This window comes from Rhodobium gokarnense, assembly GCF_025961475.1.
Taxonomy (GTDB): Bacteria; Pseudomonadota; Alphaproteobacteria; order Rhizobiales; family Rhodobiaceae; genus Rhodobium; species Rhodobium gokarnense.
Window position 1 is genome coordinate 67,123 of record NZ_JAOQNS010000009.1, and the last position, 24,163, is coordinate 91,285.

General features: G+C 66.1%; 23 protein-coding genes. 3 read left to right on the top strand and 20 right to left on the bottom strand.

Annotated features, from left to right (window positions below):
• Positions 1-8: 8 nt before the first annotated feature.
• The 7 genes from M2319_RS15670 to M2319_RS15700 form a co-directional block, all read right to left on the bottom strand.
• Positions 9-2,582 (bottom strand): sensor histidine kinase, encoded by a 2,574-nt coding sequence (locus M2319_RS15670; RefSeq protein ID WP_264602404.1) that lies wholly within the window; start codon positions 2,580-2,582, stop codon positions 9-11.
• A 270-nt stretch (positions 2,583-2,852) separates the two neighbouring features.
• Positions 2,853-4,247 carry an adenosylhomocysteinase gene (gene ahcY, locus M2319_RS15675; protein WP_264602532.1) on the bottom strand — a complete coding sequence of 465 codons (1,395 nt, stop codon included), beginning with the start codon at positions 4,245-4,247 and terminating at the stop codon, positions 2,853-2,855.
• 301 nt (positions 4,248-4,548) lie between these two features.
• On the bottom strand, positions 4,549-4,818 hold the full coding sequence (locus M2319_RS15680; RefSeq protein WP_264602405.1) for an HPr family phosphocarrier protein: 270 nt from the start codon (positions 4,816-4,818) through the stop codon (positions 4,549-4,551).
• A 30-nt stretch (positions 4,819-4,848) separates the two neighbouring features.
• Positions 4,849-5,253 carry a PTS sugar transporter subunit IIA gene (locus M2319_RS15685; RefSeq protein WP_111436694.1) on the bottom strand — a complete coding sequence of 135 codons (405 nt, stop codon included), beginning with the start codon at positions 5,251-5,253 and terminating at the stop codon, positions 4,849-4,851.
• Positions 5,254-5,420: 167 nt separating this feature from the next.
• Entirely contained in the window at positions 5,421-5,888 is a 468-nt protein-coding gene (locus M2319_RS15690) for an HPr kinase/phosphorylase (protein ID WP_264602406.1), read from the bottom strand.
• 26 nt (positions 5,889-5,914) lie between these two features.
• Positions 5,915-7,711 carry a sensor histidine kinase gene (locus tag M2319_RS15695; protein WP_319801789.1) on the bottom strand — a complete coding sequence of 599 codons (1,797 nt, stop codon included), beginning with the start codon at positions 7,709-7,711 and terminating at the stop codon, positions 5,915-5,917.
• A gap of 9 nt (positions 7,712-7,720) precedes the next feature.
• Complete coding sequence (locus M2319_RS15700) at positions 7,721-8,419, bottom strand: response regulator transcription factor (RefSeq protein ID WP_264602407.1); 699 nt, start codon at positions 8,417-8,419, stop codon at positions 7,721-7,723.
• Positions 8,420-8,664: 245 nt separating this feature from the next.
• Here M2319_RS15700 and M2319_RS15705 point away from each other — a divergent pair, with 245 nt between their 5' ends.
• The 3 genes from M2319_RS15705 (at position 8,665) to M2319_RS15715 (ending at position 11,823) form a co-directional block, all read left to right on the top strand.
• Positions 8,665-9,153 (top strand): HugZ family pyridoxamine 5'-phosphate oxidase, encoded by a 489-nt coding sequence (locus tag M2319_RS15705; protein ID WP_264602408.1) that lies wholly within the window; start codon positions 8,665-8,667, stop codon positions 9,151-9,153.
• Positions 9,154-9,421: 268 nt separating this feature from the next.
• Positions 9,422-11,035 (top strand): phosphoenolpyruvate carboxykinase, encoded by a 1,614-nt coding sequence (locus M2319_RS15710; protein WP_264602409.1) that lies wholly within the window; start codon positions 9,422-9,424, stop codon positions 11,033-11,035.
• 311 nt (positions 11,036-11,346) lie between these two features.
• Entirely contained in the window at positions 11,347-11,823 is a 477-nt protein-coding gene (locus M2319_RS15715) for a BA14K family protein (RefSeq protein ID WP_264602410.1), read from the top strand.
• Between the two features lie 201 nt (positions 11,824-12,024).
• Here the strand turns inward: M2319_RS15715 and M2319_RS15720 are convergent, their stop codons facing one another.
• The 13 genes from M2319_RS15720 to M2319_RS15780 all read right to left on the bottom strand — a co-directional run bounded on the left by M2319_RS15720 (position 12,025) and on the right by M2319_RS15780 (position 24,163).
• Positions 12,025-12,438 carry a hypothetical protein gene (locus M2319_RS15720; protein ID WP_264602411.1) on the bottom strand — a complete coding sequence of 138 codons (414 nt, stop codon included), beginning with the start codon at positions 12,436-12,438 and terminating at the stop codon, positions 12,025-12,027.
• Entirely contained in the window at positions 12,435-12,899 is a 465-nt protein-coding gene (locus M2319_RS15725; RefSeq protein ID WP_264602412.1) for a Panacea domain-containing protein, read from the bottom strand. Before M2319_RS15725 ends, M2319_RS15720 begins: the two co-directional genes overlap by 4 nt.
• A 339-nt stretch (positions 12,900-13,238) precedes the next feature.
• Positions 13,239-13,745, bottom strand: a complete 507-nt coding sequence (locus tag M2319_RS15730) for an RNA pyrophosphohydrolase (RefSeq protein WP_264602413.1) — start codon at positions 13,743-13,745, stop codon at positions 13,239-13,241.
• Between the two features lie 68 nt (positions 13,746-13,813).
• Positions 13,814-14,998, bottom strand: a complete 1,185-nt coding sequence (locus tag M2319_RS15735; protein WP_264602414.1) for a divergent polysaccharide deacetylase family protein — start codon at positions 14,996-14,998, stop codon at positions 13,814-13,816.
• A 267-nt stretch (positions 14,999-15,265) separates the two neighbouring features.
• Positions 15,266-16,603 (bottom strand): S41 family peptidase, encoded by a 1,338-nt coding sequence (locus M2319_RS15740; RefSeq protein ID WP_264602415.1) that lies wholly within the window; start codon positions 16,601-16,603, stop codon positions 15,266-15,268.
• Positions 16,600-17,979 carry a murein hydrolase activator EnvC family protein gene (locus M2319_RS15745; protein ID WP_264602416.1) on the bottom strand — a complete coding sequence of 460 codons (1,380 nt, stop codon included), beginning with the start codon at positions 17,977-17,979 and terminating at the stop codon, positions 16,600-16,602. Before M2319_RS15745 ends, M2319_RS15740 begins: the two co-directional genes overlap by 4 nt.
• Before the next feature lie 256 nt (positions 17,980-18,235).
• The gene (gene rlmH / locus M2319_RS15750) at positions 18,236-18,718 is read right to left on the bottom strand and encodes a 23S rRNA (pseudouridine(1915)-N(3))-methyltransferase RlmH (protein ID WP_264602417.1); all 483 of its coding nucleotides are present in this window, start codon (positions 18,716-18,718) and stop codon (positions 18,236-18,238) included.
• A 140-nt stretch (positions 18,719-18,858) separates the two neighbouring features.
• Entirely contained in the window at positions 18,859-19,248 is a 390-nt protein-coding gene (gene rsfS, locus M2319_RS15755; RefSeq protein WP_111433646.1) for a ribosome silencing factor, read from the bottom strand.
• Between the two features lie 229 nt (positions 19,249-19,477).
• A complete protein-coding gene (locus M2319_RS15760; RefSeq protein ID WP_264602418.1) occupies positions 19,478-20,113 on the bottom strand; it encodes a nicotinate-nucleotide adenylyltransferase in 636 nt (211 codons plus the stop codon).
• Between the two features lie 39 nt (positions 20,114-20,152).
• Complete coding sequence (locus M2319_RS15765) at positions 20,153-21,439, bottom strand: glutamate-5-semialdehyde dehydrogenase (RefSeq protein WP_264602419.1); 1,287 nt, start codon at positions 21,437-21,439, stop codon at positions 20,153-20,155.
• Positions 21,439-22,584, bottom strand: coding sequence for a glutamate 5-kinase (gene proB / locus M2319_RS15770; RefSeq protein WP_264602420.1), 1,146 nt, complete (start codon positions 22,582-22,584; stop codon positions 21,439-21,441). Before proB ends, M2319_RS15765 begins: the two co-directional genes overlap by 1 nt.
• Positions 22,578-23,633 (bottom strand): GTPase ObgE, encoded by a 1,056-nt coding sequence (obgE, locus tag M2319_RS15775; protein WP_264602421.1) that lies wholly within the window; start codon positions 23,631-23,633, stop codon positions 22,578-22,580. The genes proB and obgE overlap by 7 nt, the downstream gene beginning before the upstream one ends.
• Complete coding sequence (locus M2319_RS15780; protein ID WP_264602422.1) at positions 23,630-24,163, bottom strand: GNAT family N-acetyltransferase; 534 nt, start codon at positions 24,161-24,163, stop codon at positions 23,630-23,632. The genes obgE and M2319_RS15780 overlap by 4 nt, the downstream gene beginning before the upstream one ends.

A 24,163-nucleotide genomic window follows, 5' to 3' on the forward strand; every position in this document is an offset into this window, starting at 1 on the left:
ATCTTCGGTCAGGAGCGCCCGGCGCCGGCCGCCGGGACGCCGTTTGCCGCGGTTCCGTCCGGTGCCGCGATCGCCGCCGGGCTCGCATCGCCATGGCCGGGCGCCGGCTCAAAAGGGAACAGGCACGTCACCGTCGTTCCCTCGCCCTCGCGCGAGGCGATGTCGACGACGCCCCGGTGCGCCTCCACGAAGCTTTTGACGATGGCAAGCCCGAGGCCGGGTCCCCGCCGGCGGTTGCCGGTGGTGCGGCTGACGAAGCGGTCGAAGACGTTCGGCATGAAGTCCTGGGGGATGCCGCAGCCATGGTCGCGCACGGTCAGGCTGACGCCCTCGCCGCTGCGCCGGGCGATGATCTCGACCAGCCCGCCATGGTCGGAATAGACGATGGCGTTGGAGAGCAGATTGTAGAGCACCTGGCGGATGCGCTTTTCGTCGGCCGTGAAGTGGCCGATGTCGTCCGGGATGTCGGTCGTAATGCGGATCTCCGACTCCCGGATGCGGTCCTGCAGGCCCTCGATCGCGGCCGTCGCCGTCTCGCCGATGTCGACCTCGCCGAGGTGCAGTTCCATGATCCCGGCATCGAGCGTCGCCAGGTCGAGGATGTCGTTGATGATGGCCAGCAGCGCCGCCGACGAGGAGCGGATATAGTCGGTGTATTCCTGCTGCTTGTCATTGAGCTCGCCGAATTTCGGGTCATTGAGGAGCTGGGCGAAGCCGATGATGTTGGTCAGCGGCGAGCGCAGCTCGTAGGAGACGTGCTGGATGAAGGTGTTCTTCAGCTCGTCGGCCTGCTGCAGCGCCTCGTTCTTGTCGACGAGCGCCCGCTCCACATGGACGGTGTCGGTGACGTCGACGAACGTGACCAGCGTCGCCCCGTCCGGCAGCGGCAGGGTCGCGTAGTCGACGACGGTGCCGTCGCCGCGCTCCATGCGCCCGGCGATCGGGGTGCGGGTTTCGGCAAAGCCGGTGACGGTGGCGTTGAGCCGCTGCCAGGTCGGCGCGTCGTCATGGATGCGCCGGCACTGCTCGATCACCTGGGCGATGTGCGGGCGGTCCTCCAGCGTCGTCTCGTCGAGGCGCCAGATCGCCACGATCGACGGGTTCCAGAGCCGCAGCCGCCCGTTGGAGCCGAACACGGCGACGCCTTCCTGGAGATTGTCGAGGGTTTCCCGCTGCACCCGGATGAGGGCGTTGTAGCGGCTCTCCAGGTCGAGTTTTTCGGTGACGTTCTCATAGACATAGGTGACGCCGCCCTGCGGGTGCGGGTTGGCGACGACGCGCACCGTGCGCCCGTCCGGCAGGTGCCACCAGTGCTCGATCGCCCCGACCTCGCGATAGGCATCGAGGATCGACTTCTTCCAGGACCGGAAATCAGCCTGCTCCGGCAGTTTGCGGTCCTGGCGCAGCCGGTCGAGGATGGCGCTGTCCTCCGGCGCCGATTCCAGGAACGCCGGGTCGAGGCCCCACAGGTCGCGATAGGCGGCGTTGTAGAAGGTGAGCCGCCGGTCGGCGCCGAAGATGGCGACGGCGGTCGCCAGTTCGTCGAGGGTGCGGGCGTGGAAGTCGAGGGTGCGGCGCAGGTCCGCCTGCATCTTTTCCAGTTCGCTGACGTCGATGGCGATGCCCGCCTGGCCCTCGTCGCCGGCGACGTCGAGGACGTCGAACAGCTTGCGGTCGCCGGCGACCACCACCGGCAGCCGCTTGCGGAACACCGGGTCGGTGGCGTGGTGGCCCTCCATCAGCTTGCGCGCCGCACCGTCGAGGAGTTCGTTGCCGGCCCGCGCCGCCTGGACCTGGTTCGGCGCCTCCACGGCCTCGGCATAGGCCTCGTTGACCCACAGGAAGCTGCCGTCCGGATTGCGGATCCAGCACGGGTTCGGCATGGCGTCGAGCAGCGCCCGCATGGTCTCCACCATGCTGGTCAGCTTCTCGTGCTCGGCGACCATCAGCGCATGCGCCTGGCGCTCGCCGGTGAGGTCCCGGAAACGGGCGATGGCGCGGCCGCTGGCGGTGCGCCCGACGGCTTCCACGAGGCCGCCGCTGGTCGTCGTCACGGTGAGCGCGAAGCCTTCGCCGTCATCGCGCAGGTCGGCGAGCGCGTGCTCCAGCCGGGTGGCGGCATCGGGCGTCAGCCATGTGCCGAAGGCCAGGAAGGCGGCCGGGCTCTCCGGCGCGCCGGAGCCGCCGCCGAGGCTGCCGATCACGGTCGGCTTGCCGGTCGACCGGTGCCAGATGACGTTGCGCTGGTCGTCGGTGTCGAGCAGCGCCTCGGCCTGTTCGACGCTCGCCTGGAAGTCGGCGATGCCGCGCTCCAGGCGGGCGATATCCTCCTCGGCCCGGCGCCGGTTGCGGATCAGGATCGCCGCACTGAACACGGCGAAGGTCAGCGCACCGAGCAGCGAGACGATCCACAGCACTTCCAGCGAGCCGAGCTGGGTCGGAAAGCGCTGCGCCAGGTCCTGGGCCCTGGCGGCGGTTATCGGGAGAAAACAGGCTGCGAGCGGCAGGACCTTCAGGGCCGGGTGCGGTGACCCGGATTGTCGCGAGGAGTTCCCCCGACGCCTCCCGCCATGTTTCGGCATATGGAAAGACCTTTCGCCGCCTTCGGTCTTTGCAAGACGTGACACCTGATGAAACGAGCCGGCGCCCCAGCCTCAAGGCCGCCGATTCGATCCACCATAACCGGATTGGGAGGTCAGCCGTAAGAGTCCATAAGGAGAACGAAGGGCATTCTTTGCCGCGAATATGGCCGCGCCCGGAACGCAGCCGGCCGCGGCGATCGGGTGATGCCGCGGCCGGGGCCGGAAAAGCGTTTTGGTTTCAACGCAGAGCGGGCGTTGCCGCCGGAAACCCTAGTATTTGTAGTGATCGGATTTGAACGGACCGGACTTGCCGACGCCGATATAGGAGGCCTGTTCGTCGGTCAGTTCGGTCAGCGTGACGCCGAGCTTCTTCAGGTGCAGCCGGGCGACCTTCTCGTCGAGATCCTTCGGCAGCACATAGACCTGGTTCTCGTATTTGCCGTCATTGTTCCACAGCTCCATCTGCGCCAGCACCTGGTTGGCGAAGGAGGCGCTCATGACGAAGCTCGGATGGCCGGTGGCGTTGCCGAGATTGACCAGCCGGCCCTCCGACAGGAGGATCATGCGCTTGCCGTCCGGGAACTCGATCAGGTCGACCTGCGGCTTGATGTTGGTCCACTTGAAGTTCTTCAGGGAGGCGACCTGAATCTCGTTGTCGAAGTGGCCGATGTTGCAGACGATGGACATGTCCTTCATCGCCCGCATGTGGTCGATGGTGATGACGTCCTTGTTGCCGGTGGCGGTGACGAAGATGTCGGCCTGCGGCGCGGCATTCTCCAGGGTCTGCACGTCGAAGCCGTCCATCGAGGCCTGCAGGGCGCAGATCGGGTCGATCTCGGTGACGATGACCCGGGCGCCGGCGCCGCGCAGGCTCTGGGCCGAGCCCTTGCCGACGTCGCCATAGCCGCACACGACCGCGACCTTGCCGGCCATCATCACGTCGGTCGCCCGGCGGATGCCGTCGACGAGGCTCTCGCGGCAGCCATAGCGGTTGTCGAACTTCGACTTGGTGACGGAGTCGTTGACGTTGATGGCCGGGAACGGCAGCTCGCCGCGCTCCTGCATCTGGTAGAGCCGCATGACGCCGGTGGTCGTCTCCTCCGAGACGCCCTTGAGGGAGTCGCGGATCCTGGAGAACCAGCCCGGGTTCTTTTCAAGCCGCCGCTTGATGGTGGCGAAAAGGGCCTCCTCTTCCTCGTTCGACGGGTTGGCGAGGACGGACGGATCGTTCTCGGCCTTGGCGCCGAGGATGACCATCAGGGTCGCGTCGCCGCCGTCGTCGAGGATCATGTTGGCGGTCTCGCCATTGCCGAAGTCGAAGATCTTGTCGGCGTAGTCCCAGTACTCCTCCAGCGTCTCGCCCTTGACGGCGAAGACGGGCACGCCGGCTTCCGCGATCGCGGCGGCGGCATGGTCCTGGGTGGAGAAGATGTTGCACGAGGCCCAGCGCACGTCGGCGCCGAGCGCCTTCAGGGTCTCGATCAGCACCGCGGTCTGGATCGTCATGTGCAGCGAGCCGGCGATGCGGGCGCCCTTCAGCGGCTGCGCCGCGCCGTATTCCTCGCGGCAGGCCATCAGGCCCGGCATCTCGGTCTCGGCGATGGTGATCTCGGTGCGGCCCCACGGGGCGAGCGAAATGTCCTTGACGGTGTAGTCGGCGGTCATGAAGGGGATCTCCCGGTAATGGGTGTCGCTGGAGCCGGAGGTGCTCACGGTCCCGTCGGTCGGGCGCGGCGCCGGTGCTCCGTCATTGAGGCGAGCCGGATGCGGACGGCAGAAGCCGGCCGGCATCCCGTGCGCGGTCGAACCGGGTTATAGCCAAAACGCCCGCGGCATTCAATAAAGACATAAAGATTTCTTTATGCAGTAATGAATCATTCGTTTCCACAAGGGCTTGCGCCAGGAGAAGGGCCCGCGGAACGGCTCTTTGAAAGAAGGAAGCCGGGTCGGTCAGGCGAAATTGCCGCTATTCGGCCTCGTCGAACCGCCCTTCGACGAGCTGCACGAGCGCGTCCATGGCGGCCTCCGCATCGGCGCCTTCGGCGGTCACGGTGATGGTGGAGCCGGGGGCGGCCGCCAGCATCATCAGGCCCATGATGGAGGTTCCGGGCACTGACTGGCCGTCGCGGCTGACGATGATGTCGGCATCGAAGGTTTCCGCGCATTTGACGAATTTGGCCGAGGCGCGGGCGTGCAGTCCCCGCTTGTTGACGATGGGAAGGCACCGCGAAATCATTTCCGGCGGCGCTCCATGGACGTCACGCTCCTATTGCAGCCCGGCGAGCACCTGGCTCGCCACGCTGATATATTTGCGGCCGGACTCCCGGGCTTCGGTGATCGCGTCCGACAGCGACTTTTCGCCGCGCACCGAGACCAGCTTGATCAGCATGGGAAGATTGACGCCGGCGATCACTTCGACCGACTGCTCCTCCATCACCGAGATGGCGAGGTTGGAGGGGGTGCCGCCGAACATGTCTGTCAGCACGATGACGCCGGAGCCGTCGTCCGCGCCCTTGACCGCGTCGATGATGTCCTGGCGCCGCTTTTCCATGTCGTCGTCCGGCCCGATCGAAATCGCCGCCACCCGCTCCTGGGGTCCGACCACATGCTCAAGTGCAGCTTTGAATTCCTCGGCCAGCCGTCCGTGTGTGACGAGGACGAGTCCGATCATGGGTTCACTCGCTGTTTTTGGTCATTACGCGCCGGCGGCCCGATTGGATTGCCGGACCACTCGCGCTGTCGCGCCGTGAACTGACCATCTTGCGGTTTCGCTTTCGCAGCGCAACAGAAAAATGCGTGCCGCCGCAATTGTCTCCGGCGCTATGGCAGCGGTGCCACTCACGCCGCCGGAATGTCCTGCGGATCGAGGCCGTCAAGGGCCGCGCGGACCAGCCTCGTCGCCTCCGCGCCGCCGTCGCGGACCGGCTGGCGCGGCAGGCGGACGCCGCAAAGGACCGTCGTGAGCTCCGCCGGTTCCGGCATCCGCTCAAGCCCGTCCTTGCCGACGATGTCGACGACGAGCCGGATGACGCAGGCCGGCTCGTGGGCGATCTTCAGGATGCCGCGGCCGCGCAGTTCGATGAGGCCTGCAAGGGGCTTCGGCGCGCGCGCGATCAGACGGCCGTTGACGGCACTGACCTCCACCCGGTCGTCGGCGACGAGCGCTCCGAACAGGCCGTCGCCCGGCCGTTGCAGTAATGTCCAGGCGAGCAGCGACTTGCCGCTGCCCGACGCCCCGCGGATGAGGACACCGGATGGTCCGAGAAGGAGCGCCGTTGCGTGGGTCTGGAAGGGGGCTTCGGCCATGGGGTCATCCCATCCGGAGGCGCGGTTCACGCCGGCAGCCGGACGACCATGCGCGCCCCGGCGATCCGGCTCTCGCCCGTCTCCCGGTCGGTGGTCGTGCGGTTGCGGGCGCGGATGGTGCCGCCATAGGCCTCCACGATCTGCTTGGAGATCGACAGCCCGAGGCCGGAATTGTTGCCGAAGGCATCGCCGTCCGGCCGATCGGTGTAGAAGCGCTCGAAGATGCGGTCGGTGTTCTCCGCCCGGATGCCGGGGCCGTCGTCTTCCACGGCGATCTCCACCATCTCCTCCTTGCGCGACAGGATCACCCGGACGGTGCCGCTCTTCGGCGAGAAGGACTTGGCGTTGTCGATCAGATTGTTGAGCACTTGCGCCAGGCGCCCGTCGTGGCCGGTGACGACGAAGGCGCCCTTCATCGCCGGCTTCGGCTCGTTGACGATGAGGGCGACGACCGGTTCGCCCTCGTGGCGCACCTGGCCGGCCATGTGGACGACGGCGTGGGCGAGTTCGGCCATGTCGAAGGGTTCCGCGTCGACGCGCGAGAGTTCGGCATCGAGCCGCGAGGCATCGGCAATGTCGCTGATCAGGCGGTCGAGTCGGCGCACATCGTGCTCGATCACCTGCAAGAGCCGCTCGCGCGCCTCCGGCTTCTTGGCGAGCGGCAGCGTCTCCACGGCGCTGCGCAAGGAGGTCAGCGGGTTCTTCAGTTCGTGGGCGACGTCGGCGGCGAACTGCTCGATGGCGTCGATCCGGTTGTAGAGCGCGTTGGTCATGTTCCGAAGCGCCTGGGAGAGATTGCCGATCTCGTCCTGGCGGTCGGAAAAGTCCGGGATCTGCTGGCGCGCCGAGACGCCGCGGCGCACGCGCTTGGCCGCCGCCGCAAGCCGGCGCAGCGGCGCCGCAATGGTGCTGGCAAGCAGGACCGAGAGTACCAGCATGACGATGGAGGCGACGAGGAACACCCGGAAGATCGCCATCCGCTCGGCGCTGACGATGGCGTCGATGTCGCCGCCCTGGGTCGACAGGAGGAGCGAGCCGAGGACGGCCCGGAAGCGCTGGATCGGCACGGCGACGGAGACGATCATCTCGCCCTTGTCGTTGACCCGGACGATGCTCGCCGGCGAGCCGGAAAGGGCGGTGTCGACCTCCGGATAGGCGCGCCCGTCGGCGCCGGTCAGCTCCTGGTAGGCCGGCAGCTCGCGCGAGCGGATCCAGAACAGGAACGACTGCCAGAGTTCGCCGAGCCAGCCGATCTCGCCGTCGCGTGCCGGCGGCAGGTCGAAGCGCAGCACCTGGCCGCGCGAATAAAGGTGCCGGCTGTCGAGGATGAGGATGCCGTCGCGGTCATAGATGCGCGCCCGCGTCTTGGTCGGCGTGATCAGCCGGCGCAGGATCGGCGCGATCTTTTCCGGATTGATCGGGAAATCGAGGGCCTGCAGCGTGTCCTCGGCCGGCGCGATGGTCTCGCCGACCTGCAGCTCCAGGAGCCGCTCCGGGTCGACCGTCATGGTGTCGCTGTCGGCGGTCGAAGAGGTGGCGATGGCGCCGGCGATGATCTCGCCCTGGGTGAGCAGGCTCTCCACCCGCGCATCGATCAGCCCGGCGCGGAACTGGTTGAGGTAGAGGATGCCGGAGACCAGCGCCAAAAGGCCGAACAGGTTCAGGATGACGATGCGCCGGGTCAGGTTGGAAAAGACGTGGATGCCGAGGCCGCGGGCGATGCGCGCGGACAGGTGGCGCCACAGCCGGAGCCGACGCTTCAGCCCGCGCTTGTCGTGGGGCGCCTCCGGCACCGTCGCGCCGGTTTCGGCATCGATCGCCATCTGAGAGGGCTATACCTCCTTGAAGCGGTAGCCGACGCCATAGAGCGTCTCGATCATGTCGAAGCTGGTGTCGACCACCTTGAACTTCTTGCGCAGCCGCTTGATGTGGCTGTCGATGGTGCGATCGTCCACATAGACCTGGTCGTCATAGGCCGCGTCCATCAGCGCGTTGCGGCTCTTGACGACGCCCGGTCGCTGGGCGAGCGCGAAGAGGATCAGGAATTCCGTCACCGTCAGCGTCACCGGCCTTCCCTGCCAGGTGCAGGTATGGCGTTCCTGGTCCATGACCAGCTGGCCGCGCTCGATGGTGCCGGCATCCGGCGTCTTCTGCGGGCTGGCGTCGCGCGGCTGCGCCCGGCGCAGCACAGCGCGCACGCGCTCCACCAGCAGGCGCTGGGAGAACGGTTTGCGGATGAAGTCGTCGGCGCCCATCTTCAGGCCGAACAGCTCGTCGATCTCCTCGTCCTTGGAGGTGAGGAAGATCACCGGCAGGTCGGTGAGCTGGCGCAGCCGGCGCAGAAGCTCCATGCCGTCCATGCGCGGCATCTTGATGTCGAGCACGGCAAGGTCCGGCGGGCTCGACTTCAGGCCGTCGAGCGCGGAGGCGCCGTCGGTATAGGTCTCGACCCGGTAGCCTTCCGATTCCAGGGCGATCGACACCGAGGTCAGGATGTTCCGGTCGTCGTCTACGAGCGCGATGGTGGTCATGGTCGCGAACGGGCTCCAAATGCTGATGCGGCTTGACTTTCTCCGCCGGGCCGTCGAATCAGCGCAAAACGGCGCGAAAATGTGGCAAAGGACCATAACGGGTGGCGATCCGTCGCACAAATGGCGGATCTTCGGGGCTCAAGGGTCGCAAAACGCTCTTTCGCGGCCGCCCCGGCCTGCCCGGACGGCAGGAAAAATGGCCCTGTCGCCCGATATTTAGGTGGCGCGACGAAAAGGAGAAGGGGATGGCCAGGGACAATCCGGCCGGCAAGGACGAGGACTTCGACGCCCTCAGGGTCTCGCGCGGCCTTGTCGCCGGCGCCTCAACCGCGACCCTTGCCACCCTTTCCGCCGGCGACGGGGCGCCCTTCGCCTCGCTGGTGACGGTCGCGCCCGCAACCGGAAGCGGGCCGGTGCTCCTTCTGTCGACGCTCGCACGGCATACGCGAAACATTGCCGCAGACCCCCGCGCCTCGCTGCTCTTTGCCGGCGGTGACAAAAACGCCGAGGGGCTGGACGATCCGCTGATGGCGGCCCGCATCACGGTCGTCGGCGAGATCGTTGCCGATCCGGCCCCGGACTTGCGCGAGGCCTTCCTGGCGCGCCACCCGGAAGCGGCGCCCTATGCCGGTTTCTCCGATTTCGCGATCTACCGCCTGGTGCCGAAAAGCGCCCATCTGGTCGCCGGTTTCGGCCGCATCGTCGATGTCGATCCCGGTGAGCTGTTCGACTGAGAGCAATTGCCTGAAATACAGGCAAATTACGCAATGCTGCGTAGCTCTACGGTTGAAATCCGCCCTTTTACGGACCTCACCTGCGGTTTCATGCTATCTACACATAAAGTACTAAGCTTGCGATAATGCAACGTCTTGAATGGCGGATAGCGCTCCCATATGGTCGGACCGATCGCGAGGGAGACAGGGAAGATTTGACGCCACGGCATGAGAGCATCCGTCGCGAGAACGCCTGTGGCAAAAAACGAGAAAATCGGGAGATATTGCGGTGATCGAGACCGGCAAGCGGAATGACGCGGCGGGACCTGAACTCTTCGGCCTGAAGAACCTCAAGGCCGTCAACTGGAACCTCCAGGAGCCCAAGCTGTACGAGGAGGCCATCCGGCGCGGCGAAGGCCGCATCGCCAGCGGTGGTGCCCTTGTGGTTGAGACCGGCGTTCACACCGGACGCTCCGCCAAGGACAAGTTCGTCGTCCGCGACGCCACCACCGAAGACGTCGTGTGGTGGGACAACAACGCGCCGATGAGCGCCGAGCATTTCGACACGCTCATGGCCGACTTCCTCGCCCATGCCGAGGGCCGCGAGCTGTTCGCCCAGGATCTCTTCGGCGGCGCCGATCCGCGCTATCGCCTGCCGGCCCGCATCTACACCGAGCTCGCCTGGCAGTCCCTGTTCATCCGCAATCTCCTGATCCGCCCCGATGCCGAGGCCATCGCCTCCTTCGTGCCGGAACTCACAATCCTCTGCCTGCCGAGCTTCAAGGCCGACCCGGAGCGCCATGGCTGCCGCACCCAGACGGTCATCGCCTGCAACTTCGACCGCAAGATCGTGCTGATCGGCGGCTCGTCCTATGCCGGCGAGATCAAGAAGTCCGTCTTCACGATGCTGAATTACCTGCTGCCGCCGCAGAACGTGATGCCGATGCATTGCTCGGCCAATGTCGGCCCCGACGGCGACGCGGCGATCTTCTTCGGTCTGTCCGGCACCGGCAAGACGACCCTTTCGGCCGATGCCAGCCGCACCCTCGTCGGCGACGACGAGCATGGCTGGGGTGCCGACGGCCTCTTCAACTTCGAGGGCGGCTGCTACGCCAAGATGATCAAGCTCTCCGAAGAGGCCGAGCCGGAGATCTTTCATGCCGTGCAGCGCTTCGGCGCCGTGCTTGAGAACGTCGTCCTCGACGAGGAGACCCTCGTTCCGGACTTCGACGACGGCTCCAAGACCGAAAACACCCGCGGCGGCTACCCGATCGACTTCATCCCGAACGCCAGCGACACCGGCCGCGCCCCGCACCCCAGGAACATCATCATGCTGACGGCCGATGCCTTCGGCGTGCTGCCGCCGATCGCCAAGCTGACCCCGGCCCAGGCCATGTACCACTTCCTGTCCGGCTACACCGCCAAGGTCGCCGGCACGGAAAAGGGCATCACCGAGCCGCAGGCGACCTTCTCGACCTGCTTCGGCGCGCCGTTCATGCCGCGCCATCCGTCGGCCTACGGCAATCTGCTCCGCGACCTCATCGATCACCACGAGGTCGACTGCTGGCTGGTCAACACCGGCTGGACCGGCGGCGCCTACGGCGTGGGCCACCGCATGCCGATCCGCGAGACCCGGGCGCTCCTGACCGCCGCCCTCGACGGCTCGCTGAAGGAGGCGGAATTCCGCACCGATCCGTTCTTCGGCTTCCAGGTCCCGGTCGCGGTCCATCACGTCGACACGTCGATCCTCGACCCGCGCGGCACCTGGGACGACCAGGACGCCTACGACGCCCAGGCGGCCAAGCTCGTGCACATGTTCGTGGAGAACTTCGCCAAGTTCGAGGCCCATGTGGACAACGCCGTGCGCGCGGCTGCGCCGAACGACATCGCCGCCGCGGAGTAGTCCGGGCGCAAGGCCCGGCGACTAGCCGGAAACATCAAGAAGCGCGGTCCGACGGGCCGCGCTTTTTCGTTGGCCGCGCTTGCGCGCCCGGCACACCATTTGCCATTGCGGAAAAATACTTAACCGTCATATTCATGGCCAATTGGCAGTTTTAAGTTGCCCCGCTAGACTTCGGCCGCCGCGCGCAAGGATCCCATCGGCGCGCGGGACTGTTGAAAGTCGATAACTTGAATGGCGCGTGTCAGTCAGGGGCTGATGACGACATCGCCACACCGGAATCTCCAAGCTGTTCCCGGAGGGAAACAACGAACATGATCTGGAAAGCGAAAAAACCCCTGATCGCAGCGATGGCCATCGCCGCAGCCATGTCCCTGTCGAGCGAGGCGTTCGCCCAGCACGCCCGCTGTGACGCCCGTGCCCGCGCGGCGGCAAACGACCGCGTCCCGACCGGCGGCAACGTCATCGGCGGCGCCGCGGCCGGTGCTGTCGGCGGTGCCATCATCGGCGGTATCATCGGCGGCGGCCGAGGCGCGGCCCGCGGGGCCGCCATCGGCGGCGGTGCCGGTGCGGTCGGCGGTGCCGGGCGCTCCTCGATCCAGTGGGACCGCGTCTATCGCCGTGTCTACAATCGCTGCATGAACCGCGCGGCGGATGTCGGCTACCGTGGCAGCGGCCCGAAGCCGTGGTCCCCGGCCTGGTACGACTACTGCTCGTCCAAGTACCGGACCTTCAATCCCGATACCGGCTACTATTTCTACGCCCCGGGCAGGCAGCGCTTCTGCCGCTGACCCAGGCAAGGGGGCCTGAGGGCCCCGCACGATGGGTGTTGGAGAACGCGGGCCTCGGCGCCCGCGTTTTTTTGTTGGCGTTTTTGCAATGCCGGCAAGTGTTGCCCGCTATGGGGTTGCGCTTCTTGCGCTCCCGTTTTTCCTTCACTCAGCGTCGCGACAGGAGACGATCATGTGATCCATGAGATTGATTACGAAATCTCAGCTTATTATTCCACTTCCGCGCATACCGTCTTTCGCGGCGGAAATGAAATTTTCTTCATCATCTTTCTTGAAACCACGGAACGCCGCGATGAACAACGCAATCAAAATAGCCGTTATTGAAATAATAGGGGAGACGACTAGTGCAATCGCATATGTTGCGGGAACAGTCAAAATTGTTCCCCAAATTACATTGTGTGACATGTGAAATAAGGCAAATGACATCATGAATATTATTGCGAGAGCAACAATAACGGCAAGCCAACGTAGATAATAGCGTTGGTCGGCTTCTCGATTTAAATTCTCTTTTGCCTTTGCGCTGGCCTCTAGGAGCCGAAATTCAATGTTAGTCTGTCTTTGAGGTTGCGCTTTTTCTGCTTCAGGCTGCGCATCAATTGGCGGTACATCAATCATTTCTGGGCATTCGCCTGCCGACGCTTGACTATGTAGTGGGATTGAATCAATTCGTTGGGGATCGGTGCATACCACCCGCCGAGACGGGTCGCAGTTTCCCACGGGCCACCTGGTTCATGGGTAATTTCGGATAGCCTAAAGGGCGTCATTGTGCCATAAATGTTATAGATCTGTTCTAAAAGGTTCTCCGTCGTTGGATCGTCAATAGTATCGGGATAATTAGAATCTGGTTTAAAAGGTGTGACACCTTGTGGCCGAAAAGAATTGTAAACGTCCGGAATTACAGGGCCGTATTGCCATGCTTCAATGCGGTTTGGAAATAACGGGGCATTGTTGATTTCTAGGTTCCAGCCATGTGCGATATAGGTGAGCTTTAGCAGCGCCATTATGGATGGACATTGCCCATCACGCTTGGCGCGGCTCAAGAACCAATTGGCAATCTGCCGTGCATCGTATTGCATCTTATTCACCCCGCTAGCTCACTTAATATAATCAATTTCGTTGAGATTTCAATGACTTGCTATCTAATTGATTCGAATCGTTTTTTTGCTGCGCCGCAAGTGATCCCGTCAGTTTTTCCGACCAGCGCTGCATTTGCGTTTTTTGAGCCGGGCAAATACCGCATGTGCCGTTTGCAGTGGTTCCGCTTTTCCTCAGAAGTGGACTATCGCTAGGTTGTAGTACGTAAGCGGCAGCGAAAAAGAATGAATTCAAAAGCCCTCCGGGTTGCCGAGGCAAGCCGGTCTCGATGCGGTGGGGCAGACGAAAGAGTCGTTCGCGCCCCGCACCGGCGAGGATGCTTACCCCGCCGCCAGGTGCTTGAATGCCGCGACGACCTGGACATAGACGTCGCGCTTGAACGGCACGATCAGGTCCGGCAGGCGCTCCAGGCGCTCCCAGCGCCAGGCGCTGAATTCCGGCTTGTGGTCGTCGCCCGGATTGTCGACGTCGATCTCCGATTCCGGGCCGGTGAAGCGCATGGCGAACCATTTCTGCTTCTGGCCCCGGTAGCGGCCCTTCCAGGCAATGCCGATCATCTCGTCCGGCAGGTCATAGGTAAGCCAGTCCCCGGTCTCGCCGATGATCTCGGCCGAGCGCACGCTGGTCTCCTCGAAGAGCTCGCGCTTGGCTGCCTCGGCCGGGTCCTCGTTCTTGTCGATGCCGCCTTGCGGGAACTGCCACCAGTAGCCGGCCCCCTCCGCATCGTCCGGCTCGAAGCGGCGCTCGCCGGCCCACACCAGGCCGTCGTCGTTGAACAAGACGACGCCGACGCAGGGGCGGTAGGGAAGATCGTCCTTGGCGACCATCGGATGGGACCTCGCTGATTTTCTGCCGGCCTCGCGCGGGGCCGCGGGCGGGGGAGAAGAAAAGGCCGTCAGCGCTGGCGCCGGCGCACCACTGCGGAGATCGGTACCAGAACCACCCCCCGGCTTTCCAGCGATTTCGCCCATTCGGAGATGCGCTCCACCGTCACCGGCAGCGCCGAGGCGACGCCGATGCCGGTGCCGTTGGTCCGCGCGATGGTCTCAAGCTCCAGGAGCCGGGTGTCGATATCGGCAGCCGCCGGCGAGGCGTCGATCACGACCTCGCTCTTGGCGTAGGGCGTGCCGGTGGCGTGGGCGATGCTCTGGGACAGGCTGCGCGGCGAGGTGCCGTCGTCGAGATACATCAGGCCGCGCCGGCCGATGTCCTCCATGAAGAAGGCGAGCGCCTTGGGATCGGCGGTGAAGCGCGCGCCCATATAGTTGACGACGCCCACATAGTTGGTCAGCCGCGACAGCACCCAGCGCAGCCGGGCAAGGTTCTCCGAGGGCGCGAGCGAGGTCAGCAGCGTGTGCGGGCCGGGGTCGTTATCCGGGAAGTCGAACGGCTCCAGCGGCACCTGCAAGAGAAGCTCGTGGCCACCCGTGCGGGCCTTCTGCATCCACCTGTCGAGGCTGCCGCCATAGGGCGCAAAGGCGAGCGTCGTCTCCTTCGGCAGCTTGCGGAGCGCTTCCTGGGTGCCGGTCTGGGACAGCCCGAGGTCGCCGACGATGATGGCGATCTGCGGCGCGTTCTTCAGGTTCGGCGAAATCGGTGCGGAGTAGAGGTCGAACGGCCGGCTGCCGTCGACCGAGCGCCGCGGCAGCGGGCCGTTGCGGCCCTGCTCCATGAGTTTGGGGATCGGCTGGGTGGAGAGCGCGCCGTCCGGCCCGACCTCGGGCTCCACGGCGGCGATGTCCTCGCCCGGCGGCTTGATCGCGGTGATCACCGAGCCGTCGCCGAGGGTCGCGGCATCGCCCGCGTCGTCCGTGCCCGCCTCGCCGGGGGCAGGCGCCTCCTTGGGGATGTCGACCACATCGACGGTGGCGGACGGCGATTTGTTGAGGGTCGGCGCGATGTCGACGGTCGCCATCGGCTCGCCGCCATGGGGATCGTCGACCAGCGACAGCCAGGCGGTGACCGTCGAGCCGACGATCAGAAACAGGGCGAAGGCGAGAAGACCGAACGGAAAGCGGCGCTTCTTGCGGTCCGCCTTGGGTTTTCCGCCAAGGGGTGCGGTCAGGTTGTCCGCTGCCATGATCGTCCGCCGCCTAAAGCATGTTTGGGTTTATTTGAGATGCTTTAGTCCATTGTTTCGAGACGATTTCTTATCCAAAAACTTGGTTAATTTTTTGCCAAAACGCTCCGGGATAGGACTCCCGGAAGCGGGCCGCGGACCAGGACAGGTGCAAAACCGATCGGCAAAAGCACGGGGAAAACCAGATCAAACGCCGCGCGTTTGGGGCCCGCCGGATACGGGTCAGGGGAGGCGGCCGGGCCTCGGCCGCCTCTCAGGACCTCTTCGTCAGTTCGGGATCCCTGCATTCGGGTCCGGCGGGAAGGCGCTGTTCTGCTGCAGCCCGCGCAGGAGTTCCAGGGCGTAGGAGAGCTGCGCGTCGTCCTTCGGATCCGGCGGCACATAGGCCTGGGAGGCGGCGACCGCTTCCTTGTCCTCGCCCTCCTCGGAGGTGAGGTGGCCGCGCAGGCCCGCTTCGCCCTTGGTTTCCGTGCGGCCCTTCAGCTCGTCCGGAACCTCCTGCAGGATCTCGATGTCCGGATCGATGCCCTTGGCCTGGATCGAGCGGCCGGCCGGCGTGTAGTAGCGCGCCGTGGTCAGCCGGATGGCGCCGTTGGAGCCGAGCGGGATAATGGTCTGCACCGAGCCCTTGCCGAAGGAACGGGTGCCGAGCACCGTTGCCCGCCGATGGTCCTGCAGCGCGCCGGCGACGATTTCCGAGGCCGAGGCCGAGCCGCCATTGATCAGCACGATCACCGGCTTGCCCTTGGCGAGGTCGCCGGAGCGGGCGTTGTAGCGCCGGGTTTCCTCGGCGTTGCGGCCGCGCGTGGAGACGATCTCGCCGCGGTCGAGGAAGCTGTCGGAGACCGCGATCGCCTGGTCGAGGAGCCCGCCCGGATTGTTGCGCAGGTCGACGACGAAGCCCTTCAACTTGTCTTCCGGCACGTCCTTGGAGATCTCGTCGATGGCCTCGCGCAGCCCGTCGAAGGTCTGCTCGTTGAACTGGGTGATGCGGATGTAGCCGGTGTCGTCCTCGACCCGGCTGCGCACCGAGCGGATGCGGATGATGTCGCGGGTGATGGTGATCTTCAGGGGCTCGGTCGCGCCCTTGCGGATCACCGTCAGCGTCAGGTCGGTGTTGACCGGGCCGCGCATCTTCTCCACCGCCTGGGCCAGCGTCAGGCCGCGCACCTGTTCGCCGTCGAGATGGGTGATCAGGTCGTTGGCGAGGATGCCGGCCTTGTGCGCCGGGGTGCCGTCGATCGGCGCCACCACCTTGACGACGCCGTCCTCCATGGTGACCTCGATGCCGAGGCCGCCGAACTCGCCGCGGGTCTGCACCTGCATGTCCTTGAAGGATTTCGGCGACAGGTAGCTGGAATGCGGATCGAGCGCCGTCAGCATGCCGTTGATCGCCGATTCCACCAGCTTGGTGTCCTCGGGAACCTCGACATAGTCGGAGCGCACGCGCTCGAAGACGTCGCCGAAGAGCTGAAGCTGCCGATAGGTGTCGGAGGCTGCGGCATTGGCGGAGCTGCCGAAGACGATCCTCGTCGGCGACAAGGTCACCGCGACTGCTGCGCCGAGCAGCGCACCGACCATCAGGAGAGAGACTTTACGAATCATCCGTCGACCTTTTGATTTTCCGTATCGACCCACCACGGGGCCGAATCGATTGCCTTGCCGTCCTTGCGAAACTCTATGTAAAGGACTGGCTGGGTGGACCCAATGTCAAGCGTCGCCGCGCTGGCCAGACGCTGCGTCCCCATCACCGCGATCGGCTCGCCGGCCAGAACGAACTGGCCCAGTTCCACGTCGATCGTTTCCATGCCAGCCAGTAGAATATGATAGCCGTCGCCCGCATTTAGGATCAAGAGTTGACCGTAGCTGCGGAACGGGCCGGCATAGACGACCCAGCCGTCCGCCGGGGCGACGATCCGCGCCCGCGGCCGCGTCGAGACGGAAAGGCCCATGGACTCCCCGCCGATGCCGTCGTCATCGCCATAGTGCCGGAGCACCGCGCCGCGCGCCGGCAGCGCGAGGTGCCCCTTGGTCTTGATGAAGGCAACGGCCGGGGCGAGCCGGTTGGCGCTGGTATCGGCGACCGCCTCCTCGCCCTTTTCTTCCCGTTCCTTTGCGGCCCTTGCCGCGGCCTCCGCCGCGTCGCGGGCCGAGGCGATTTCCTTTTCCAGGTCAGCGACGAGGTCCTTCAGGGACGTCGCCTTGGCGGCCAGTTCCTCGGCCTTCTTCTTTTCCGCGGCAAGCGCCTCGTTGCGGGCCCTGAAGCGCGCCTTCTTGTCGGCAAGGAGGACGCCGAGCCGCGCCCGTTCCTCCGCCAGCCGCCGGGCATCGCCGGAAAGCCTGTCGCGCTCCGCCGCCATCTGCCGCTTCAGCGCGGTCAGCTCGGCAAGGTTACCTGCCAGCGCCTCGGCTTCCAGCCGCAGTTCGGGCAGCACGCCGCCGAGGAGAATCGCGCTGCGGACGGCGGCAAGTGCGTCTTCCGGCCGCACCGCCAGCGCCGGCGGCGGCTTCTGGCCGATCCGCTCCAGCGCGGCAAGCACCTCGGCAAGCACCGCCCGGCGCTTGGAGAGCGACAGGCGCACCTCGTCTTCGTTGCCGCCGAGCCGCTCGTAGCGCTCCTCGCTTTCCGCGAGCGCCGTCTCCAGGCGGTGGACGCGTTCCGCGGTGCGGATGAGGGCGGCATTGAGGCTCGCCCGGTCCTGGTCCAGTTCGGCGATCTCGCGGGCGATCGTCTCCTGCCGGTCGCCGGAAATCTCGATGTCGCGGGTGAGCGCGGCCAGTTCCTCCTCGCGCGCGCTCTTGCGCGCGGCGATCTCGGCAACCGCTTCGGGCGCCGCCTCGTCGGCCGGGGCCGCCACCTCTTCCTCGGCCTTCGCCAGCACGTCCGGCGCCGCGAAGCCCCCGGCGCCGGCGACGAGCGCCAGGCTGAAGAGCCCGATCAGGGAGGTGCGGCCGGCCGATGCGGACACGGGTGATGCCAAGTGAGAATCCAATGCCGTTATGAGACCGTTAAGGTTACGCGGCAAGCCGTTAACGATCCGTCAACCATACCGCAGAACATGGAAAAGCCCGGCGACGGCGGCAAGTGTTGCTTCCAATCATGGTTATTTCCAGGCCGCGACCGCTGGTTTCCAACGGAAAGCCGCGGAGATCGGCCACTGGCGAAGGCGCGGCCGCTCCTTTCCTATCCCCCGCGCGCGCCGGCGCGAAGGCCGGGGAGGGCCTTTGCGGGATCACTTATTCGCGATGATAGGGATGGCCGGACAGAATCGTGGTCGCCCGGTAGAGCTGTTCGAGGAGAAGGACGCGGGCGATCTGGTGCGGCCATGTCATCGTCCCGAGCGAGAGCTTCAGGTCGGCGCGGGCAAGCAGCTCCGGCCCGTGGCCGTCCGGCCCGCCGAGGACGAAGGCGATTTCCGGCGCGCCGCCGTCGCGGGTCGCGGCCAGCCAGTCGGCGAACGCCCGGCTCGACATCGACTTGCCGGCCTCGTCGAGGGCGACCACGACGGCTCCGGGCGCAAATGCCCCGGCGAGCGCGGCGGCCTCCTCGGCGGCGCGCTCGGTTGCCGAGCGGGCGCGCGATTCGGCGATTTCCTGAAGATCGAAGCGGGTGATGCCGAGGTTGCGGCCGCTCTTTGCCGTGCGCCCGGCATAGCGCTCGACGAGCTGGCGCTCGGCGCCGGCCTTCAGCCGGCCGACGGCCGCAACGAGAATGCGCATAAACCCTCTTTGCGCGGAGGAGCCGGGAGCCGGCCCTGTCCGCCGCATATTCCACTCAACGACGTTCCGGTCCGCCCGTCACGCGGGGCAGGCGGCCGCGTCGATCGGCCCTCCGCTCGCTCAGGCGAGCGGTGCGGACCTCAGACGAAATACCGGTCGTTCGTCGGCACGTCTGCCGCCCACATCTTTTCCAGATTGTAGAACGCCCGGACTTCGGGGCGGAAGATGTGGATGATGACGTCGCCGGTGTCGATCAGGACCCAGTCGCAATGCGGCAGGCCCTCGACCTTGGCGGTGCCGAAACCGGCCGTCTTCAGGTCGCGCAGCAGGTGGTCGGCGATCGCCCCCACGTGGCGATGCGACCGCCCCGAGGCGACGACCATATGGTCGGCCAGAGCGGACTTTCCGGTGATGTCGATGGGGTTGATGTCCTCGGCCTTGGAGTCTTCCAGGCTCTTGAGAACGGTCTCCAGCGCTTCCCGCACGGTGTCATGCGTACGGCCAAGCGGCGCTTCGGGCGCGCGAGTCATCGCGGCCTCGCCGTCAAGCATCATGCTCAGGGATTTTACCTCTCGCCATGCGATACCGGTTGCTGCATCGGCGGTCTTGCCGATGCTTCGAGACTGCCTGCAACCAAGCGTCAGCCTCATGTATAAAATAAGCGTTTCAGGGTGACGATTTCAAGACGCCTTTGATTCCGTAAGATTGCGGGCCTCGCGCGGCCCTGTCGCCCGGGGAGTGGCGCGCCGCCGATTCGCCTCATCGGTCCGCTCGCAACGGCCCGTGCTGACGCAAAAGGGTGGAGGACAGCGGGTTGAGCGGGGCGTGCAGGAAGGTCCAGGCCGGCGCCGGGCGGAGCGCGAAATCGCCGGCCTCATCCTCCGCGATACGGGCGTGGCGGTAGACCTCGGCCATCGGCGCAAACAGCGGCGAGAGCGACGCCCCCGGCCGGTCGACAATGGCGATCGGCAGCGTGTCGACGATCTGCCGCCAGAACTGCCAGCGGTGGAAGCCGGCAAGGTTGTCGGCGCCCATCACCCAGACGAAGTTGACGCCCGGCCGGCGCCGCCTGAGGAAGGCGATGGTGTCGGCGGAATAGGAAAGCCCCTCGGTCGCCTCGAACGCGGTGACGGTGAAGCGCGGATGGTCGGCGAGCCTGCGCACGGCCGCGACCCGCGCCTCAAGGGCTTCCAGCTCGCTGTGGTCCTTCAGGGGATTGCCCGGGGTGACCAGCCACCAGATGCGGTCGAGGCCGAGCCGCCTGAGCGCCGTCAGCGCCACGTGGAAATGGCCGTCATGGGGCGGATTGAAGGAGCCGCCGAACAGCCCGACCGTCAGTCCGGCATCGCCCGGCGGCACCTGGTAGAGCGAATGGGCTTCGGCAAGATCGATCACGGGCGGAGCATCACGGCCTGGCCACCGGCGGGCGCGTCCTCACGGGCGGACCTGCCCGCTGCCGCGCACCCGGTACTTGAAGCTGGTGAGCTGTTCGACGCCGACCGGCCCGCGCGCATGCATGCGCCCGGTGGCAATCCCGATTTCCGCGCCCATGCCGAACTCGCCGCCGTCCGCGAACTGGGTCGAGGCGTTGTGCATCACGATCGCCGAATCCACCTCCGCCAGGAATTTCTCGGCCGCCGCCGCATCGTCGGTGACGATGCTCTCGGTATGGCTGGAGCCGTAGCGGGCGATATGGGCCATCGCCTCGTCGATGCCGCCGACCACCTTCACGGAGATGATGGCGTCGAGATACTCCGTCGACCAGTCTGCCTCGCTCGCCGCCTCGATGCCATCGACGGCAGAGCATGCCTCCTCGTCGCCGCGCACGGCGCAGCCGGCGGCCTGCAGGTCGGCGACAATGGCCGGAAGGTGGCTGGCGACGACGGACCGGTCGATCAACAGGGTTTCTGCCGCCCCGCAGATGCCGGTGCGGCGCATCTTGGCGTTAAGGACGATGGAGCGCGCCATGGCGAGGTCGGCCGCCTCGTGGATGTAGACGTGGCAAATGCCTTCCAGATGGGCGAACACGGGCACGCGCGCCTCTTCCTGGACGCGGCCGACAAGGCCCTTGCCGCCGCGCGGCACGATGACGTCGAGAGTGCCGCCGAGCCCCTTGAGCATTTCGCCAACGGCGGCGCGGTCGCGGGTCGGCACGATCTGGATCGCGTCCTCAGGCAGCCCGGCTTCGAGCAGCCCGCGGACGAGGCAGCCATGGATCGCCCGCGAGGAGGCAAAGGAATCCGATCCGCCGCGCAGGATCACGGCATTGCCGGCCTTCAGGCACAGCGCGCCGGCGTCGGCGGTGACGTTCGGCCGGCTCTCATAGATGACGCCGATGACGCCGAGCGGCGTGCGCACGCGCTCGATGGCAAGACCGTTCGGCCGCTCCCAGGACGAAATCGTGGTGCCGACCGGATCGGCAAGCTCGGCAATAGCCTCGATGCCGGCAGCTATCCCCTCGATCCGCTCCGGCGTCAGCTTCAGGCGGTCGATGAAGGACGCGGCCATGCCGTCGGCCTTGGCGCGCGAGACGTCCTCGGCATTGGCGGCGAGCAATTGCGCGGCCGAGCAGCGGACCATCCGCGCCATGGCGCGCAGCGCGCGGTTCTTCTCTTCGCTCGGGGCATTCGCCATCACCCGGGAGGCGGCCCGCGCCCTCGCGCCGATGTCGGCCATGACGGCGGCAACGTCGTCCACGGTTTTCGTTGCGGTCTCAAGCATCATTTCACATCCGTTGCGGCGATTTCCTCGCCGTGGAGGACCATATCATCCCGGTGGATCATCTCCGAGCGTCCCCGATAGCCAAGGATCGCCTCGATGTCCCCGCTCTTGCGCCCGGCGAGCCGTTCCGCATCGTCCCGGTCATAGGCGATCAGCCCGCGGCCGACCTCGTGGCCGGTGGGATCGCGCAGGATCACCGCATCGCCGCGGCGAAAGCTTCCCGCGACGGAGACGACGCCGGCCGGCAACAGGCTCTTGCCGGAGCGAAGGGCCGTGACGGCGCCGGCATCGATGGTCACCGATCCGACGATCTTGAGCTGTCCGGCAATCCATTTCTTGCGCGAGGTCACCGGTGAGGTCGGCGCCGGGAACCAGGTGGCCCGCGCGCCGGACGAGATCGCGGTCAGCGGATGCAGCGTCTTGCCCGACGCAATGACCATCGAGGTGCCGGCGCTGGTGGCGATGCGGCCGGCCTCGATCTTGGTCTTCATGCCGCCGCGCGACAGCTCCGAGCCGGCGGCCCCGGCCATCGCCTCGATCTCGGCCGTGATCGCCGGCACTTCGGCAAGGAACTCCGCGTCGGGGTGCTGGGCGGGCGGCGCGGTGTAGAGGCCGTCGATGTCGGACAGGAGCACCAGGCAGTCGGCGCTGGTCATCAGGGCGACGCGGGCAGCGAGCCGGTCGTTGTCGCCATAGCGGATCTCCGCCGTGGAGACCGTGTCGTTCTCGTTGACGACGGGAATGGCGCCAAGGCCGAGCAGCCGGTCGACGGTCTGGCGGGCATTGAGATAGCGCCGCCGCTGTTCCGTATCGCCGGGGGTGAGCAGGATCTGGCCGGCGAGGAGGCCGCGGGCGCGCAGCGCCTCGGTATAGGCGCGCGCAAGCGAGATCTGGCCGACGGCGGCCGCCGCCTGCGCTTCTTCCAGCAGGAGTTCGCCGGGATGGAGGCGAAGCTGGTGCCGTCCGAGGGCGATCGCCCCGGAGGAAACGATGACCAGTTCCACGCCCGCATCGTGCAGGTCGGAAATGTCGTCGGCAAGGCTCTCAAGCCAGGTTCGGCGCAGGTTTCCCTTGGCAGCATCGACCAGCAGCGAGGAGCCGATCTTGACGACGATGCGCCGAAAGCCGGTCAGCTTCCTTACCATTTCAGCCAGTCTCCGGCATCGGGGGCGGGCGCGGGAACGGCCTCTTCGGCCTCGTCCGCGCGGGCCGCATCGATCACCTTGAAGACGGCGCGAAGGGTCGCCTCGACATTCTCGCGGGTTGCCGAGGAAACGCCCAGTACCGGCCGGCCGATGGCCTTGGAAAGCGCCGACATGCGTTCGCTCCGCATCTCCTCGTCGAGCGCGTCGATCTTGGAAAGGGCGACCACCTCCGGCTTGTCGGCAAGGCCGTGGCCATAGGCTTCTATCTCGCCGCGCACGACCTTGTAGTCTTCGACGACGTCCTCGCCGGTGCCGTCGACGAGGTGCAAGAGCACCCGGCAGCGTTCCACATGGCCGAGGAACCGGTCGCCGATGCCGACGCCCTCATGGGCGCCCTCGATGAGGCCGGGGATGTCGGCGAGCACGAATTCGCGATTGTCGACCGCCGCGACCCCGAGATTGGGATGCAGCGTGGTGAACGGATAGTCGGCGATCTTCGGCTTGGCGGCCGAGACCGCGGCAAGGAAGGTCGACTTGCCGGCATTCGGCAGGCCGATGAGGCCGGCATCGGCGATCAGCTTCAGCCGCAGCCAGACCCACATCTCCGTGCCGTCCTGGCCGGGATTGGCGCGCCGCGGCGCCTGGTTGGTCGAGGATTTGAAATGGGCGTTGCCGAAGCCGCCATTACCGCCGCGGGCGATAACGAAGCGTTGGCCCTCCTCGGTCATGTCGGCGATCAGCGTTTCGTTGTCCTCGGCGAGGATCTGGGTGCCGACCGGGACCTTGAGGATGACGTCCGCGCCCTTGCCGCCGGTGCGGTTGCGGCCCATGCCGTGGCCACCGGTCTTGCCCTTGAAGTGCTGGCGGAAGCGGTAGTCGATGAGGGTGTTGAGGCCGCCGACGCATTCCACGATGACGTCGCCGCCGCGCCCGCCGTCGCCGCCGTCCGGGCCGCCGAACTCGACATATTTCTCGCGCCGGAAGCTGACCGAACCGGCACCGCCGTCGCCGGAGCGGACGAACACCTTGGCCTGATCGAGAAATTTCATTGCATGACCCCGAGATGACGGCGGCGCGTCACTTCCGTGTTGATATGCGGCAAGTCCAACCCGCGCGCAAGGCAATGCACGGTGTTTCGGCCGATGATTTCAAACCCGTTTTTCTCCTGAATTCGCAATGATGCGGTATTTCCGGAGAACACGCCGGACCGGACGACATCGTGATCGCCACGGCAAAACAGCCAGTCGAGAACCCGCTCGACCGCTTCGCTCATATATCCGCGCCGCCAATACGGCCGTCCGAGCCAGTAGCCGAGGACCGGATGCCCATCTTCGCTGGTGAACCCGATGCCGCCGATCAGGCCGGCGCCGGCGTCGATGGCGAACTCCGCGCCCGTCGGGTCGCCATCGTGCGGCAGGGCGTCAATCCAGGACGCCGCATCCTCGGGCCGATACGGATGCGGCACCCTGGACAGCATCTTGGACACCTCGAAATCGCCGAGCAGGTCGACCATCCGGCCGATATCGTCCGGCTCCGGTCGTCGCAGGACCAGCCGCCGGCTTTCAAGGGCGATCGCCAT

What these genes read in the sequence shown, in the direction of transcription:
- M2319_RS15695 (WP_319801789.1), bottom strand. Translation starts at nt 7,711, where the DNA reads ATGGCGATCGATGCCGAAACCGGCGCGACGGTGCCGGAGGCGCCCCAC.
- rlmH (WP_264602417.1), bottom strand. Translation starts at nt 18,718, where the DNA reads ATGCGCATTCTCGTTGCGGCCGTCGGCCGGCTGAAGGCCGGCGCCGAG.
- M2319_RS15765 (WP_264602419.1), bottom strand. Translation starts at nt 21,439, where the DNA reads ATGCTTGAGACCGCAACGAAAACCGTGGACGACGTTGCCGCCGTCATG.
- M2319_RS15740 (WP_264602415.1), bottom strand. Translation starts at nt 16,603, where the DNA reads ATGATTCGTAAAGTCTCTCTCCTGATGGTCGGTGCGCTGCTCGGCGCA.
- M2319_RS15705 (WP_264602408.1), top strand. Translation starts at nt 8,665, where the DNA reads ATGGCCAGGGACAATCCGGCCGGCAAGGACGAGGACTTCGACGCCCTC.
- M2319_RS15730 (WP_264602413.1), bottom strand. Translation starts at nt 13,745, where the DNA reads ATGGTCGCCAAGGACGATCTTCCCTACCGCCCCTGCGTCGGCGTCGTC.
- M2319_RS15720 (WP_264602411.1), bottom strand. Translation starts at nt 12,438, where the DNA reads ATGATTGATGTACCGCCAATTGATGCGCAGCCTGAAGCAGAAAAAGCG.
- proB (WP_264602420.1), bottom strand. Translation starts at nt 22,584, where the DNA reads ATGGTAAGGAAGCTGACCGGCTTTCGGCGCATCGTCGTCAAGATCGGC.
- M2319_RS15680 (WP_264602405.1), bottom strand. Translation starts at nt 4,818, where the DNA reads ATGATTTCGCGGTGCCTTCCCATCGTCAACAAGCGGGGACTGCACGCC.
- M2319_RS15670 (WP_264602404.1), bottom strand. Translation starts at nt 2,582, where the DNA reads ATGCCGAAACATGGCGGGAGGCGTCGGGGGAACTCCTCGCGACAATCC.
- M2319_RS15685 (WP_111436694.1), bottom strand. Translation starts at nt 5,253, where the DNA reads ATGATCGGACTCGTCCTCGTCACACACGGACGGCTGGCCGAGGAATTC.
- M2319_RS15700 (WP_264602407.1), bottom strand. Translation starts at nt 8,419, where the DNA reads ATGACCACCATCGCGCTCGTAGACGACGACCGGAACATCCTGACCTCG.
- M2319_RS15735 (WP_264602414.1), bottom strand. Translation starts at nt 14,998, where the DNA reads ATGGCAGCGGACAACCTGACCGCACCCCTTGGCGGAAAACCCAAGGCG.
- obgE (WP_264602421.1), bottom strand. Translation starts at nt 23,633, where the DNA reads ATGAAATTTCTCGATCAGGCCAAGGTGTTCGTCCGCTCCGGCGACGGC.
- ahcY (WP_264602532.1), bottom strand. Translation starts at nt 4,247, where the DNA reads ATGACCGCCGACTACACCGTCAAGGACATTTCGCTCGCCCCGTGGGGC.
- M2319_RS15725 (WP_264602412.1), bottom strand. Translation starts at nt 12,899, where the DNA reads ATGCAATACGATGCACGGCAGATTGCCAATTGGTTCTTGAGCCGCGCC.
- M2319_RS15715 (WP_264602410.1), top strand. Translation starts at nt 11,347, where the DNA reads ATGATCTGGAAAGCGAAAAAACCCCTGATCGCAGCGATGGCCATCGCC.
- rsfS (WP_111433646.1), bottom strand. Translation starts at nt 19,248, where the DNA reads ATGACTCGCGCGCCCGAAGCGCCGCTTGGCCGTACGCATGACACCGTG.
- M2319_RS15690 (WP_264602406.1), bottom strand. Translation starts at nt 5,888, where the DNA reads ATGGCCGAAGCCCCCTTCCAGACCCACGCAACGGCGCTCCTTCTCGGA.
- M2319_RS15780 (WP_264602422.1), bottom strand. Translation starts at nt 24,163, where the DNA reads ATGGCGATCGCCCTTGAAAGCCGGCGGCTGGTCCTGCGACGACCGGAG.